Here is a 14,642-nt window from a genome sequence, read left to right as displayed (position 1 = left end):
GAGACGCCGAGAGGAGGCGGAGACCAATGATCAGCTTCATGAACACCATCAAAATGACCGATCGCTCGGTCGTCGCCACCTGCCTGCTCGGCTCTGCCCTGCCTGGCGCCGGTCTGTCCGGGGCCAAGGCGGCGCGTCTCAGTGAGCGACCGATCGAGGCACCTGCGGTAGCGGCAGCGGCGAATGCCTATGCCATTGCGGCCGAAGCAGCCAACGGTGCCGGATCCCGGACGATGCAGCAGCACCAGCACAAGAAGTGGGCCCTCCGCAGGCTCGAACCCTGGAGTTATCCAGCCTGATCCAGGATCAGGTCGGCACCTTCCAGGGCCGCGGAACCCACACCGGGATCCGCGGCCCTTTTGATTTGCCAGAGCCCGGCCACCAGCCGGACCAAGAGACGAGGAACACACCACCGTGCAACTCAACGCGCACGCCCCGTCCGCAGCCACCGACCTGAACCGCCCGCCTGACTCTCCGGAGGACTCCTTGACCCCGCTCAGCGCCCTCACCGAACTCGATGAGGCCATCGAGAACCTGGGTGTCGCCGTACCGTGCCGCTCCTACGACCCGGAGGTCTTCTTCGCCGAGTCCCCGGCCGACGTCGAGTACGCGAAGTCCCTTTGCCAGACCTGCCCGCTGCGTGAGGCCTGCCTCGCCGGGGCGAAAGACCGCCGTGAGCCCTGGGGTGTCTGGGGCGGCGAGCTCTTCGTCCAGGGCGTAGTGGTAGCCCGCAAGCGGCCGCGTGGCCGTCCGCGTAAGAACCCGGTCACAGCATGAGCACCATCGGCACCATCGATCGCCCAGCGACGCACGACCCCAAGAATCAGGTCCCGACGATGACCCCACCGGTCTCCGAAACCCCCGCACCCCGTACTTCGGGCGCGCCCGAGTCGCGCCAGACAAGGAACCGAGAGATGCAACTCATCCCAGAAGCGCTGGCTCGTGCGCATATGCACGAGCGGCTGCACGAGGCTGAGTCCGAACGCAGGGCCCTCCGCCTCGTTGCCGCCCGCCGGATGCAGCGCAAGGCCGAGCGTGCCTCGCTCCGTGCCCGCCGTGCTCTGGCCATGGCGGTCATGTACTGAGGAACGCAACGCAGTGAAACGCCAGGGGCCGGTCCGATCGGACCGGCCCTTCGGCTTTCCCCCCCGGACGGGGGTGAGAGGGCGTGCTTGCCCGCCGCGCCGGGGGCGGCGGAGTTATCGTCGCCGGGTGGACCAGAAGACATCGGAACCGGTGCGATCGGACACCATGACTCTCGTCTGCGCCCGCTGCGGCGCTCATGCCGACGGTACGCCGCCGACCTGGACCTGCTCCGTCGAGAACGGCGCCCGCCGCTACTTCTGCGACGACTGTGCCCGCGCCAATCTCAGAGCGATCGAAGGACGGCTCGACTCCCCCTGGTGGTGACGGCCCGGGCCCGGAGTCTCAGGCCGAGGTCTCCGCGGCCTCGGTCTCCGCCGCCGTCCCGCTCCCGGCTTCGGCCTCCACCGTGTCCTCGGCCGCACCTTCGGCCACGTCCCCGGCCGTACTCTCGGCCACGTCCCCGGCCATGTCCTCGGCCGTGTCGTCCTCCGGGTCGGTGGCGAAGCCGGGCACCCATGCCTCCAGTTCATCCCGCAGCCGCACAGTGGCGCCCAGCTGGCAGAGCACCCCGATCGTGCTCAGCGTGACCCGGTGGATGAGCAGATAGGACGGCGGCAGATTGAGCTGATTGCCCAGCTCGTAGACAGGCGAACGGCGGTCGGCCACCCGCGCCGCCTGGCCGCGTATCCACGTCCGGTCGAAGAGGAAGCTGTCGGCCTGCGCCGGTTCGAGCATCGGCAGCAGGAACTCCAGCAGATCGTCCGGGTCGACATCGATGGTGGGCTTGAAGAACCCCTCCTCGCGCATCAGCGCATAGACGCCCTTGGCGTCACCCTCCAGCGCCATGCGCAGGGCGACACCGATGGGGGTGGGCAGCCCCTCCGGCAGCCGGTTCACCGAGCCGAAGTCCAGCACCCCCAGCTTCCACTCCTCCGGCGGCCCGTCCGGGGCGTCACCGGGCAGCAGCCGGAAGTTGCCCGGATGCGGATCGGCGTGCAGCAGCCCGGTACGGGACGCCCCCGAGAACAGGAAGCGCGCCAGCAACTGCCCGGCGCGGTCCCGCTGCTCGGGCTCGCCCTCGGAGATCACCTCGGAGAGCGGTATCCCCTCCATCCACTCGCTGATCAGCACCTGGTCGCATTGGTGCACCACCTCGGGCACCACGATCTCCGAGTCCTCCGTGTACTCGGCGGCATGGGCCCGCTGGGACTCGGCCTCCAGCTCGTAGTCCAGCTCCTCGGCCACCCGGTCCCGCAACTCCGCGATCAGCGGCTTGAGGTCGAGCCCCGGCACCAGAGGCCCCAGCACCCGGGCGAACCGGCTCAGTTGGTTGAGGTCCGACAGCAGCGCCTCGCCCGCCCCCGGGTACTGCACCTTGACCGCCACCGCACGCCCGTCGTGCCAGACCGCGCGGTGCACCTGGCCGATCGAGGCCGCGGCCGAGGGCTTGTCCTCGAACTCCTGGAACAGCTCCCGCCAGTCAGCCCCCAGCCGCTCCGCCAGCTGGGCGTGGATGGTGTGCGTGGGCATGGGCGGCGCCGCGTCCTGGAGCTTGGTCAGGGCTGCCCGGTACGGCCTGGCGATCTCCTCGGGAAGCGCCGATTCGAAGACCGACATCGCCTGCCCCAGCTTCATGGCCCCGCCCTTGAGCTCGCCGAGCACCTTGAACATCTGCTCGGCGGTTCGCTGCTGGACCTCACGCGCGACCCGCTCCGCCGGTCGCCCCCCTATTCGCTTCCCGAGCCCCCATGTGGCGCGCCCCGCGAATCCCAAAGGCAGCGCCGCGAGTTTGGCGGTTCGGGTGATCGCCTTGCGCGGCAGATCTGACATGCGCCCCTCCAACTACAGCTGAGCCATTCCGGGGGAGGTCCCCCAGACCCCCGTCGCCCACTCGTGGACGCCGGTCACCCGGACATTGTCGCGTGCGGTGCCTCTGTGGCCGAGACATATTCCGCATCCTGCCGTGCGGCCGCTCCGCACGCGCACCCGGGTTGCGCTTCGACCGCCCGCAGCTCCCCGGTGAGCGAGGGCAGCGCCAACTCCCAGCGGGCGCCCGCGACCGGGGAAGCCCGCCCGTCGAGAAACGCCAGCGCCTGCGCCGCCGCGACCCCGGCGACCATCACGGCCAGCGCCGTGTCACAGGCGGGCGCGGACCGGCGGCGGCCGGACCGCCACTGCGCGAGCATCCGGGGCCAGGCGGGCTCCCGCTCCGCGCGGCCCGCCGCGAGACACCCCGCACATGAGGTGGAGCCCGGCACCACCAGAGGCCCCACCACCCCCGTAGCCTCGAGCACCCCGGCATACAGATGGGGGATCCCCGCCGCTGACAGCGGCTCGGCGGGTGCCGGATCCGGGGCGTAGGCGGCGAGGCCGTCCCGCGGGGCGATCACCACCAGCGCCAGCCCCGGTTCACTCGACGGGACCGGGGGACGCCGCGGCCGGGGCCCTGGCGCACAGCGCCGTACCAGACGCCGGGCGGCCACCTCCCGCCGCTCTCCGATCTGCTCGGCCGACAGTCCGCCGGGTGCCACGTCCCAGGGCTCGACACAGCCGCCGTCCACCACGTCGACCAGCCCGACGCCCGAGGCGGACAGCGCGGCCGCGACCGCCGCACCGACCCGCCCCGCACCCCGCACCTGCACCCGGGTGGCGCGCCGCGCGGCGAGCAGCCGGGCCGCCGCCCCCGGCTGCCGGTGCAGCACCGACAGCGCCGCCGCGTCCGGCCGCAGCCGGTCCAGGGCCGCGGCCGGCTCCCCGCCGTCCCTCGGCTCGTCCAGCAGACCGGCCGCCGTCAGTCGCTCCACCAGTGCGTCGGCCCGCCCTTCCGGCAGTCCGAGGGTCTGGGCCTCCTGCCGCAGCAGGGGCAACCCCCGGGTGCCGTCGAGCAGATCAAGAAAGCTGCCCGTCGCGGTGTCCAGCGGGCCCAGCACCACCGCATGGGCCCGCGCCACCCCGAACTGCACCGTGTCCCGGCTCCGCCAGCCGCGCCGCAGTGCGGGCTTGAGCATCGGATGTGCGCAACGCATGGTCGTCCCCCCGTCGGTCCGTCGTTCATCCGCCGAGGGCCGTGCCGGTGCGCGGCCCTCGGACTGCCCCAGCATGCGACCGGTGCCACCCTCCACGCCGAGCGTTGTCCACAGGCGGCGGCAATAGTCGTACAAGCCGTGCACACGCTGGAGTGGTTCGTTCCGCCACCGGGTGAGGACCGGGTGAGGGGTGGGACTTCCCCGCACGCCAGCGGGTAACGTCGGGGCGTGCCCGCCGACCCTTCCCCTCGCTTCGCTGGGGAGCCCCCCGCGCACAGCGCCACCGGAGCCCCGCGCACCGCCCCGAGCCCGCAGGACCGCGGCTCGGGCGCGAGCGCGGTCGAGGTCCGCCGGAGCACCCGGCGGCGCAGGACGGTCTCCGCGTACCGCGAGGGCGACCGCACCGTCGTCCTCATCCCCGCCCGGATGTCGGAGGCGGAGGAGCGGCGCTGGGTGACGGTGATGCTCGACAAGCTGGCGGCGCAGGAGAGCAAGAGGATGCTGGGCGACGCCGAGCTGGCGGCCCGCGCCGAGTGGCTGTCCGAGCAGTACCTCGACGGCCGGGCCCGGCCCGCCACCGTCCGCTGGGTCACCAACCAGAACACCCGGTGGGGTTCGTGCACCCCGGCCGAGGGCAGCATCCGGCTCTCCCACCGGCTCCAGGGCATGCCCGAGTACGTCGTGGACTATGTCCTCCTCCACGAACTGGCCCACCTTCTGGTGCCCGGTCACGGGCCGCGCTTCTGGCGGCTGCTGGAGTCCTATCCGCGGACCGAGCGGGCGCGCGGCTACCTCGAGGGCGTGGTGGCCGCGGGACGGCTGCCGCATCTGTCCGGATCGGGCAACGAACGCACCTGAATCCGCCAACAGTCCGCGCCGGGGGCCGGCAACGGGCCGGACCCGGAACCGGGAATGATCAGCACAACGGAACCGGACCCCGCCTCCCCGGCGTCGCTCATAGTCGGCGGCAGCGGCTAGCCTGGCGCGCAATGCACTCACCGGTTTCGGGATGGGGGACGGTCGTTACGTATGGCCAGGGAATTCCAGCGCGGCCACAAGGCCAAGATCAGTGATCTGACGGCCGGGAGGGATCTGTACATCGGTGTGCAGGTCGCCGGGCCCGGCCTGACGTTCGACATCAGCTGCTTCGGCCTCGACGCGGACGAGCGGCTGTCGGACGACCGCTACTTCATCTTCTTCAACCAGCCCAAATCTCCTGAAGAAGCGATCCAGCAGCTCGGTGCCCAGGCTGGTGACACCGAGTCGTTCCGCGTCACCCTCGACTCCATCCCGTCCTCCATCCACAAGCTCTCCTTCACCGCGACCCTCGACGGCGCGGGCCAGATGTCGCAGATCGGACCCGGCTACATCCGGATCGTGGCGGGCGGCGAGGAGGTGGCCCGGTACGCCTTCTCCGGCGCGGAGTTCAGCACCGAGCGCGCGGTGATGCTGGGCGACTTCTATCTGAAGGACGTCTGGCGGTTCGCCGCCGTCGGCCAGGGCTTCGACGGCGGACTCGAGGCGCTGCTCAAGAACTTCGGCGGGGAGGTCGCCGAAGAGGAGCCCGCACCCGCGCCCGCCCAGGGCGGCGCGCCCGGTTTCGCGCCTCCCGGCCAGGCGGCCGCGGCCCCGGGCTTCTCGCCCCCGGCCGGTGGTCCGTCCGCCCCGCAGCAGCCGCAGCCCGCCCCCGCCTTCGGCGCACCCCAGGGAACACCGCCCCAGGGAACGCAGCCCCAGGGAATGCCGCCGCAGGCGATGCCCCCGCAGCCGGCGCCCCAGGCGCCGCCGCAGCACACTCCTCCGCAGCCCGCGCCCGCGGCACAGCACACCCCGCCGCAGCCCGCGCCCGCTTCGCCGCAGATGCACGGGGCGCCCACCATCGCCGCGCCGATCGCGCCGCCCGGCCAGGTGCCGCCGCCCGGCCAGACACCGCCTCCGGGCCAGGCGCCCCCGCCGGGTCCGCCGGGACAGTTCCCCGGCCAGCAGCCGCAGTTCGGCGGCCAGGCGCCCGGCCAGGCGCCGCACGCGCCCGCCCCGTACGGCCAGCCTCCCGCGCAGCCGTACCCCGGCCAGCCGGGCCCGTACGGCCAGCCGCAGGGCGCTCCACAGGGCGTTCCGCAGGGTCAGGGCCAGGGCGGCGCACCGGGTGTGCAGGCCGCGCTGGCCCAGTACCGCGAGGCGCCCACCGGGCCGCGCTGGACCCCGCAGAACCCGCGGCTGATGCGGGTCGACCTTGGCGTCGGCGGTCAGCCGGTGCTGGCCCGTCAGGGCACCATGGTGCTCTACCAGGGCAAGGTCGACTTCAGCTACAAGGGCGCCGGGTTCCGCGGCCGGATCGTCGGCAACGCGACCGGCCAGGAGATGCAGCTGATGCGCTGCACCGGCCAGGGGCAGGTCTTCCTCGCCGAGAACGCGGCCGAGCTCCACCCGATCGAGCTCCAGGGCGACGCGATCTGTGTCTCCGCCGAGAGCGTGCTCGCCTTCGACGAGTCGCTCCAGCACGAGGTCCGCCGGATCGAGGGCCACGGCATTCCCGGCGGCGCGCTGTTCACCATGCAGTTCCAGGGCACCGGCACCGTCATCGTGAAGACCGAGGGCACTCCGGTCGTCCTCCCGGTCACCCCGACGACGTTCGCCGACAGCAACGCCATCGTGGCGTGGTCCGCGGGTTCGCAGGTGATCATCTCCAGCCAGGTGCGGCTGCGTCGGGCCGCCTACCCCGGCCACAGCGGGGAGACCGTGAACCTCCAATTCCGCGGTGCGCCCGGCAACTTCATCGTCGTCCAGCCCTACGAGGTCTGAAGGCAACCGTCATGGACCAGCAACTGATCACGGGCTACGCGCCCGCGCCGGTCGCCGCCCGCATGGAGAACCACGGCGCCAGCATGCTCAAGGTCGCCATGCAGAGCGGCCAGGACCTCTTCGCCCGCACCGGCTCGATGGTGGCCTACGAGGGCTTCGTCCAGTACGAGCCGAACCCGCCCGCCGTGCGCCAGATGGCCTCCCAGTGGCTGACCGGCGAGGGTGCACCGCTCATGCGGTGCAGCGGCGACGGACTGCTCTACCTCGCCGACTACGGGGCCAACGTCGTCTGCATCAACCTGGGCGGCGACTCGCTCTCGGTCAACGGCACCAATCTGCTCGCCTTCGACGCACATCTCCAGTGGGGTGTCGAACGCGTCAAGGGCATCGCCAAGTTCGCCGGGCAGGGCCTGTTCAACGTGGGCGTCTCCGGTACCGGCTGGGTCGCCCTGACCTCCCGCGGCACACCCATCGTCGTCGACTGCGGACGCGGCGAGGACGAGACCTATGTGGACCCGGACGCGCTCGTCGCCTGGTCCACCGGTCTCAAGGTCAAGGGGAAGCGCAGCTTCAAGGCGTCCTCCCTGATCGGCCGGGGCAGCGGCGAGGCGTACCAGCTCGGCTTCTCCGGACAGGGCTTCGTCGTCGTCCAGCCCAGTGAGGACAGCACCGACCGGCTCCGGGCACGGGGCTGAGGGGGAGAGAGACACCATGCAGAGCCCGCTCTTCGCCTTCACCGAGGCCCAGACCCAGGACCGCTACGCGCTCCAGAACCCGCAGCTGCTGCGGGTCGCCCTGAGCGGCCATGAGGATGTGCTCGCCCGTAAGGGCAGCATGGTCGCCTACCAGGGGCTGATCGAGTTCGACGGCGAGTACCAGACGCCGGGACAGCGGCGCTCCCGTGCCGTCGGTGAGGGCCTGGACCTGATGCGCTGCTCCGGGCAGGGCACGGTCTACCTCGCCAACCTCGCCCAGTACGTCCATGTGGTGGACGTCGAGGGTGAGGGGCTGACCGTCGACAGCGCCTATGTCCTGGCGCTGGACTCCACCCTGCACTGGGAGACGATCGCGGTCGACAGCCAGTACGGGATCTCCGGCTCCGGCAAGTACAACCTGAACATCTCCGGGCGCGGCAAGGTCGCGCTGATGACCTCCGGCCAGCCGCTGATGCTCCAGGTCACGCCGGACAAGTATGTCAATGTCGACGCGGACGCCATCGTCGCCTGGTCCAGTTCGCTGCGCGTCCAGATGCAGGCGCAGACGCACTCCTCGGGGGTGTGGCGGCGGCGCGGCAACACGGGGGAGGGCTGGGAGCTCAGCTTCCTCGGCCAGGGTTACGCCCTCGTCCAGCCCAGCGAGCTGCTGCCGCCGCAGAACGCGGTGGTCGGCGGCGGTGTGGCCGCCCAGTTCGGGATGGGCCAGCAGGGCGCTCGGGGACAGAATCAGGGCAACATCTTCAGCAACTGACGGCGGTCACCGACGACGAAGCGGCCGCGGACACTCGGGTCCGCGGCCGCTTTCTCGTATGCCGCCTTCGTCTCGTATGCCGTCGTCGTACGCCCGGGGGTCAGACCAGCGCGCGGGCGCGGTCCACCAGCCGGCGCACCGACTCGTCGGCCACGTCCGCCACCTCGTCGTAGCCGAACCAGCGCAGATCCAGCGACTCATCGCTGATCGCCGCCGTGGCGCCCGGCGGGGCCAGCGCCGTGTACTGCACGTCCAGATGCCAGGCGCACGGGGTGTGGTGCCGGTCCAGCCGCACCGGCCCGCCCGGCAGCAGTGTCAGCCCGGCGATCCCGGACTCCTCCGTGGCCTCGCGCAGCGCCGCGTCCGCCAGGGTGGCGTCCTGCGGTTCGCAATGGCCGCCCATTTGCAGCCACATCCGCAACTTCCGGTGCAGGGTGAGGAGTACGCGCTCATGGGGCGGGTCGATCACCAGGGTGCTCGCGGTGATGTGCCCGTCCCGGCACGCCTTCCACATACCGTCGGGATGGGTGGCCAGATGATCGCCGTAGGTCAGCCGCAGCCGCTCCTGGGCGGCGTCCGGCGCGGACCACGCTTCGAGGACCCGCGCCGCGTCCTTGTGGAGATTCAACGGCCGCTGTCGTCCCGTCGCTCGTCCGGGCCCTCCTGAGGGCCCTCGTCCGGACCACGGTCACCGCTCGCGCCGCCGGGCCGCTCGCCGCCGCCCGCCGCCTCGCCGAGCATCTTGTCCAGCTCGGAGAAGTCCAGCTGCTCGCGGTGGACGAAGCCGTCGGGGTCGTCGAGGTCCTGGGCGGTCGGCAGCATGTCGGGGTGCTCCCACAGCCCGTCGCGCCCCTCCATACCGCGGGCGTCGGTGAGCGAGGCCCACAGCCGGGAGGCGTCCCGCAGCCGGCGCGGGCGCAGCTCCAGACCGATCAGGGTGGCGAAGGTCTGCTCGGCCGGCCCGCCGCTCGCCCGGCGCCGCCGCAGCGTCTCGCGCAGCGCGTCGGCCGACGGCAGATGGGGTGCGGCGGCGGCGTGCACCACCGCGTCCACCCAGCCCTCCACGAGCGCCAGAGCCGTCTCCAGACGGGCCAGGGCGGCCTTCTGCTCGGGGGTGTCCTCCGGCTGGAACATGCCCTGCTGGAGCGCCTCCTGGAGCTGCTCGGGGTGGGTCGGGTCGAGCTGGCCGACCGCGTCCTCCAGCTTGGCGGTGTCGACCTTGATGCCGCGGGCGTAGCCCTCGACGGCACCGAACAGATGCGAGCGCAGCCACGGCACATGCGAGAACAGCCGCTGATGGGCAGCCTCGCGCAGGGCCAGGTAGAGCCGCACTTCCTCCTTTGGGACGCCGAGGCCGGAGCCGAGCGCCGCGATGTTCACCGGGAGGAGCGCGGCCTTGCCCGCCGGGCCGAGCGGCAGCCCGACGTCGGTCGAGCCGACCACCTCACCGGCCAGCACGCCCAGCGCCTGGCCGATCTGGGTGCCGAACATGGCGCCGCCCATGGAGCGCATCATCCCCAGCAGCGGGCCGGCCATGGCCTGCATCTCCTCGGGGAGCACATCGCCCATCGCGGCGCCGACCCGCTCGGCGACCGGATCGACAAGATCGCGCCAAACTGGAAGGGTCGCCTCGACCCACTCCGCGCGGCTCCACGCCACGGCGGTGCCGGAGCCCGAGGGCAGCGAGGTGACGCCGTCCAGCCACAGGTCGGCCAGCCGCACCGCCTCCTGGACCGCCTCGCGGTCGGCCGGGCCCACACTCTCGTCCTTGGTGCCGTCGGCGGTGCCGCGGGCGACAGTCTGCCGCGCGATGTCCTTGGCCATGTCCCAGTTCACCGGGCCGCCCTCGTAGGAGAGCATCTGCCCGAGCTGCTGGAAGGCGGCGCCCAGGTCATTGGGGTTCAGCGAGCCGAACATCGCGGCGAACGGATTCTCCGCGCCGCCCGCTCCGCCCGTGCCGCCGCCGAACCCGAAGGGATTCGCGGGGCCCTGATCGCCGCCCTGGCCGCCCTTCTTCTTGCCGTCGTCGCCGTCCTCCGGCTCCTCCGGCGGAAGGCCGAATCCGAATGGGGTGTCACTCACGGGTTTCCTCGGCTCGTTGGGCCACCGGCCCCGGGCCGGCGGCGGATGCCCGACATCACCACCCAGCCTAGACACCTCGCCGGTTTGCGGGCTCGGTGCTTCGCTGATCGCCGCCCTGCGGCAGGATGGACGTCACCTGGTACGTACGCGTGACCGCGCTGCGTACTGAAGACAACCACTGGAGACGCCCGGTGAGTTCCCCAGACCGAGAAGTTCGCGCTGCGCGAAACGATACGGCCCGTACCGCACGACGCCCCGTCGTGGCGGTCACCGGAGCCGCGTCGGGCCCCGGCGCCCTGCTCACGCAGCGGCTCACGGAGTCCGACGAGATCAAGCAGGTGCTCGCCATCGACGAGCGCCGCGGAGAGGTGAGCGAGGCGCACTGGCATGTGCTGGACGTCCGCGATCCGGCCATCGCCGACAAACTGCGCGGCGCGGATGTCGTGGTCCACCTCGCGGTCGACCTCGATCTGGGCACCGACTCCGCCGCCCGCACCGCGTACAACGTGCGGGGCACCCAGACCGTGCTGACGGCCGCCGCGGCCGCCGGGGTGCACCGGGTGGTGCTGTGCACCTCCGCGATGGTCTACGGGGCCCTGGCCGACAACGACGTACCGCTGGCCGAGGACGCGGAACTGCGCGCCACCGCCGAGGCCACCGGCGTCGGCGACCTGCTGGAGATCGAACGGCTCGGGGAGCGCGCGCCCCGGGCGCACCCGGGGCTGAACGTCACCGTGGTGCGCCCCGCGATCCTGGTCGGTGGCACGGACACCGCGCTGACCCGCTACTTCGAGTCGCCACGGCTGCTGGTGGTCGCCGGATCCCGCCCGACCTGGCAGTTCTGTCATGTGGAGGACCTGGTCAGCGCGCTGGAGTACGCCGCCCTGGAGAAGGTCGAGGGCGAACTCGCGGTCGGCTGCGACGGCTGGCTGGAGCAGGAGGAGGTCGAGGAGCTGTCCGGCATCCGGCGCATGGAGCTGCCGTCGGCGGTCGCCCTGGGCGCCGCCTCCCGGCTCCACCGGCTGGGCCTGACCCCGTCCCCGGCCGGTGATCTCGCGTACACCATGCACCCCTGGGCGGTCAGCGGCAGCAGGCTGCACGCGGCGGGCTGGCGGCCGCGGTGGACCAACGAGGAGGTCCTCGCCGAGCTGCTGGAGGAGGTCGCCGGACGCCATACGGTCGCCGGGCGGCGGCTGGGCCGCAAGGACGCCACGACGCTCGGCGCCGCGGGCGCGACCGTGGCCCTGGTGGGTACCGCCGCGATCGTGCGCCGCGCCCGCAAGGCGCGCCGCCGGGCCTGACCGGAGGCGCATGAGCGAGTCCGACGAGCCCGGCATGCTCAGAGGGCGCGTTCGGAAAACGCTTTCCGCTATCCGGCATTCCGTGGCGACGGGACGGTGCGGCACGATGGACGGCATGGCACCTACGTACGATCACCCCGGCGAATGCGCGGCCGCCGACCCCATCCGTCTGCTCGCCGTCCGTGACACCCCGCTGTCGGTGGACGAGGTGTTCGGGGCCGTCGGCGACGCCGCCGCGGGCGGCACGGCCCTCTTCGTGGGCACCGTGCGCAACCACGACGGAGGTGCGGAGGTCGGTGCCCTGGGCTACTCCGCCCATCCGACCGCCGAGGCCGAGCTGCGCCGCGTGGCCGAGAAGGTCGTGGCCGACTTCCCGGTGCGCGCGCTGGCCGCCGTGCACCGGGTCGGCGATCTCGTGATCGGTGATCTGGCCGTGGTCGTGGCCGTCTCCTGCCCCCATCGCGCGGAGGCGTTCGCCGCCTGCCGCCGTCTGATCGACGACCTCAAGAGCGAGGTCCCGATCTGGAAGCACCAGACCTTCGCGGACGGCACCGAGGAGTGGGTCGGGGCCGAGTGACCCCACGGATCCGAACGCGGTGCCGCGGGGGTGTCCCGGCAGGGCATGAGGGGCGCACGAGCGGGCACACGCGTCTCTGATGCGCGATGGACACGGAAGGGTGTACTCCACTTGCGTAACCCCCACCCTGCCCCGAGCGTTGACGGAGCGGAGGATTAATCTGCTCATCTGTCAGTCGCGGTTCCGGTCGCGGGTCTTACGAGGGGACGGGAGGCCGCTGTGGGCGTGCTGCTCTGGTTGCTCATTCCGGTACTCGCGGCGATAGCCGCGGCGATATACGCCGGCATAGCCGCTCGCGCCGCGAAGCGGACAAGCGGGGGAGACGTCGAAGAACTGGCCGGGTACGCGAGGTTCCGCGAAGCCATGGAGCGGCAGCACTCCCATTCGGACGCCGCCTGAAGCCGCACTCGTACGGACGGCCCCAGGGGTGGACGGACGCACGCGTCCCGTACTGTCGTTCCATGCCACGCCGCACCGCGACGATGCTCGCCTCCCTCCTGATGCTGATCGCGCTGATGTGCACCGGTCTGCTGCTCCCGGTGCCCTACGCGGAGATGTCACCGGGACCCACGTACAACACCCTGGGTGAGCACAAAGGCGAGTGCGTGTTGCAGATCTCCGGCCACAAGGGCTGTGAGACCACCGGCGGCCACCTCAATATGACCACCGTCCGCGTGACCGGCTCCGAGTACAAGATGAACCTCGTGGAGGCCGTGTACGGCTGGCTGGCCCACGACGACGTGGTGGTCCCGCACGACACCCTCTACCCGGACGACAAGACGCCGGACGAGGTGAACCAGCAGAACGCCGAGGAGTTCACCCAGTCCCAGGAGGCCGCCAAGGTCGCCGCCCTCAGGGCGCTGAAGAAGCCCGTCTCCTCGCAGGTGATCGTCGGCACCGTCGGCAAGGGCAGCCCCGCCCAGGGCAGGCTGCACGCGGGCGATGTGATCAAGTCGGTGGACGGCACCGCGGTGCGCGGCCCCGAGGACATCGCCAAGCTGGTCACCAAGCACAAGCCCGGTCAGAAGGTCGTCTTCTCGGTGATTCCGGCCAAGGCGGTCGCCGCGGCGGAGAAGCGCGGCGAGAAGCCCTCCGGTGAGAAGCGCGTCACCGTGACCACCACGAAGGCCAAGGGCGGCCGGGCCATCGTGGGCATCACGGCCGGGAACGACTACACCTTCCCGTTCCGGATCGACATCAAGCTGGCAGACGTGGGCGGGCCGAGCGCGGGTCTGATGTTCGCGCTGGGCATCGTGGACCGGCTCTCGCCCGGCGATCTGACCGGCGGGAAGTTCATCGCGGGCACCGGCACCATCGACGAGAAGGGCGTGGTCGGCCCCATCGGCGGGATCCAGATGAAGACCATCGGCGCCCGCGAGGCCGGAGCGCGCTACTTCCTCACGCCCAAGGAGAACTGCGCGGCCGCGGCCAAGGACGTCCCCGGCGGTCTGCGGCTGGTGAAGGTGCACACCATCGATGACGCGCTGAAGGCCCTGAAGAAGATCCGCCAGGGCGACACCGCCGGTCTGCCGGCGTGCACGACGAGCTGACGGCGGCCGGACCGGGCCGGAGCGCGCCGGGAGCGAGCTGAGACGGCGCTCCGCGGGCGCCGCCCCGGCGCCGGGCGGGTCCCCTCAGTCGGTGGCGAAGGTGGCGCTCAGCGCCTCCGCGAGTCCCGGCACCAGACCGGCGCCGGTCAGCACCTCGGTGGGGGAGTCCTTCTCGCGCAGCCGTACGGCCGACTCGCGCTCCCCGTCCCGCAGTACCGCGACCGTCATCCGGACCTCCTGGCGGTCCGGGTGACCGGCGACCCACGAGGCCAGCTGAGCTTCGTTCATGCCCTCCGGGACGGCGTTCTCGGCGGACGGCGGCAGCATCAGCCGCTCCACGGTCATGGCGCAGCCGATCACCGCGTCGGGCCAGGCGATGGTGGCGAGGAACTCGTCGAGCGGGGTCTGCGCGGGCAGTTCGTCCTGCTCGATGGGGGTGAGCGAGGTGGTCTCCCCACCCTGCTCGTCAAGGCCGAGCTGGGCGGCCAGGCCGGGCTCCTGGGTGCGTAGCCGGGCGGTGTCGACGAGGGCGAAGAGCCGGGCGGGCTGGTCCCAGCCGAGCCCGGAGGCGTACTCGTCGATCTCGAGGACGGCTCGGGTCAGCGGATTGGCGGCCATCGGGGCGCTTCCGGGGGTTGCGTTGGACATGGTGCATATCGTGCCCTGATCGGACCCGGAAACGGGAACTGAGTAAAGCCTGAGTAAGTTGCATCAGGTGGGCCCTCCTGTATCCGGGCCCGTACATACCGAC

At 71.8% G+C, this 14,642-nt stretch carries 17 protein-coding genes; 12 read left to right on the top strand and 5 right to left on the bottom strand.

Annotation, left to right across the window (positions count from 1 at the left end; genetic code table 11):
* Positions 1–26 precede the first annotated feature (26 nt).
* From AC4BEG_RS11215 to AC4BEG_RS11200, 4 genes are all read left to right on the top strand, one after another.
* The gene (locus AC4BEG_RS11215) at positions 27–299 is read left to right on the top strand and encodes a hypothetical protein (protein ID WP_490705735.1); all 273 of its coding nucleotides are present in this window, start codon (positions 27–29) and stop codon (positions 297–299) included.
* A gap of 115 nt (positions 300–414) precedes the next feature.
* Positions 415–777 (top strand): WhiB family transcriptional regulator, encoded by a 363-nt coding sequence (locus tag AC4BEG_RS11210; RefSeq protein ID WP_201871441.1) that lies wholly within the window; start codon positions 415–417, stop codon positions 775–777.
* Entirely contained in the window at positions 774–1,085 is a 312-nt protein-coding gene (locus AC4BEG_RS11205; RefSeq protein ID WP_490705734.1) for a putative WhiB-interacting protein, read from the top strand. Before AC4BEG_RS11210 ends, AC4BEG_RS11205 begins: the two co-directional genes overlap by 4 nt.
* A 127-nt stretch (positions 1,086–1,212) precedes the next feature.
* On the top strand, positions 1,213–1,410 hold the full coding sequence (locus AC4BEG_RS11200) for a hypothetical protein (RefSeq protein ID WP_490705733.1): 198 nt from the start codon (positions 1,213–1,215) through the stop codon (positions 1,408–1,410).
* 18 nt (positions 1,411–1,428) lie between these two features.
* Here AC4BEG_RS11200 and AC4BEG_RS11195 read toward each other — a convergent pair whose 3' ends face one another.
* A complete protein-coding gene (locus tag AC4BEG_RS11195) occupies positions 1,429–2,916 on the bottom strand; it encodes an ABC1 kinase family protein (RefSeq protein WP_490705732.1) in 1,488 nt (495 codons plus the stop codon).
* A gap of 74 nt (positions 2,917–2,990) precedes the next feature.
* Positions 2,991–4,094: a TOMM precursor leader peptide-binding protein gene (locus tag AC4BEG_RS11190; RefSeq protein ID WP_490705731.1), complete on the bottom strand. Its 1,104-nt coding sequence runs from the start codon at positions 4,092–4,094 to the stop codon at positions 2,991–2,993.
* Positions 4,095–4,340: 246 nt separating this feature from the next.
* On the opposite strand from AC4BEG_RS11190, the gene AC4BEG_RS11185 reads away from it, so the two are divergent.
* The 4 genes from AC4BEG_RS11185 (at position 4,341) to AC4BEG_RS11170 (ending at position 8,381) form a co-directional block, all read left to right on the top strand.
* Positions 4,341–4,970 carry a M48 metallopeptidase family protein gene (locus tag AC4BEG_RS11185; protein WP_490705730.1) on the top strand — a complete coding sequence of 210 codons (630 nt, stop codon included), beginning with the start codon at positions 4,341–4,343 and terminating at the stop codon, positions 4,968–4,970.
* Between the two features lie 171 nt (positions 4,971–5,141).
* The gene (locus tag AC4BEG_RS11180; RefSeq protein WP_490705729.1) at positions 5,142–6,914 is read left to right on the top strand and encodes a TerD family protein; all 1,773 of its coding nucleotides are present in this window, start codon (positions 5,142–5,144) and stop codon (positions 6,912–6,914) included.
* An 11-nt stretch (positions 6,915–6,925) separates the two neighbouring features.
* Positions 6,926–7,609: an AIM24 family protein gene (locus AC4BEG_RS11175; protein WP_490705728.1), complete on the top strand. Its 684-nt coding sequence runs from the start codon at positions 6,926–6,928 to the stop codon at positions 7,607–7,609.
* Between the two features lie 16 nt (positions 7,610–7,625).
* The gene (locus tag AC4BEG_RS11170; protein WP_490705727.1) at positions 7,626–8,381 is read left to right on the top strand and encodes an AIM24 family protein; all 756 of its coding nucleotides are present in this window, start codon (positions 7,626–7,628) and stop codon (positions 8,379–8,381) included.
* A 100-nt stretch (positions 8,382–8,481) separates the two neighbouring features.
* Here AC4BEG_RS11170 and AC4BEG_RS11165 read toward each other — a convergent pair whose 3' ends face one another.
* Positions 8,482–9,009 (bottom strand): NUDIX hydrolase, encoded by a 528-nt coding sequence (locus AC4BEG_RS11165; protein WP_490705726.1) that lies wholly within the window; start codon positions 9,007–9,009, stop codon positions 8,482–8,484.
* A complete protein-coding gene (locus AC4BEG_RS11160) occupies positions 9,006–10,463 on the bottom strand; it encodes a zinc-dependent metalloprotease (protein ID WP_490705725.1) in 1,458 nt (485 codons plus the stop codon). The genes AC4BEG_RS11165 and AC4BEG_RS11160 overlap by 4 nt, the downstream gene beginning before the upstream one ends.
* Before the next feature lie 191 nt (positions 10,464–10,654).
* Here AC4BEG_RS11160 and AC4BEG_RS11155 point away from each other — a divergent pair, with 191 nt between their 5' ends.
* The 4 genes from AC4BEG_RS11155 to AC4BEG_RS11140 all read left to right on the top strand — a co-directional run bounded on the left by AC4BEG_RS11155 (position 10,655) and on the right by AC4BEG_RS11140 (position 13,891).
* Complete coding sequence (locus tag AC4BEG_RS11155; RefSeq protein WP_490705724.1) at positions 10,655–11,764, top strand: SDR family oxidoreductase; 1,110 nt, start codon at positions 10,655–10,657, stop codon at positions 11,762–11,764.
* A 115-nt stretch (positions 11,765–11,879) separates the two neighbouring features.
* Positions 11,880–12,341, top strand: coding sequence for a molybdenum cofactor biosynthesis protein MoaE (locus AC4BEG_RS11150; RefSeq protein WP_490705723.1), 462 nt, complete (start codon positions 11,880–11,882; stop codon positions 12,339–12,341).
* Between the two features lie 219 nt (positions 12,342–12,560).
* Positions 12,561–12,740 carry a hypothetical protein gene (locus tag AC4BEG_RS11145; RefSeq protein ID WP_490705722.1) on the top strand — a complete coding sequence of 60 codons (180 nt, stop codon included), beginning with the start codon at positions 12,561–12,563 and terminating at the stop codon, positions 12,738–12,740.
* A 62-nt stretch (positions 12,741–12,802) separates the two neighbouring features.
* Positions 12,803–13,891 (top strand): YlbL family protein, encoded by a 1,089-nt coding sequence (locus tag AC4BEG_RS11140; protein WP_490705721.1) that lies wholly within the window; start codon positions 12,803–12,805, stop codon positions 13,889–13,891.
* A gap of 84 nt (positions 13,892–13,975) precedes the next feature.
* On the opposite strand, the gene AC4BEG_RS11135 is transcribed toward AC4BEG_RS11140, so the two are convergent.
* The gene (locus AC4BEG_RS11135; RefSeq protein WP_490705720.1) at positions 13,976–14,539 is read right to left on the bottom strand and encodes a PPA1309 family protein; all 564 of its coding nucleotides are present in this window, start codon (positions 14,537–14,539) and stop codon (positions 13,976–13,978) included.
* Positions 14,540–14,642 lie beyond the last annotated feature (103 nt).

This window comes from Streptomyces sp. JLBJ103, from assembly GCF_058215575.1.
Note: the sequence above shows the minus strand (reverse complement) of the source record. Positions and strands in the feature narration are given on the sequence as shown.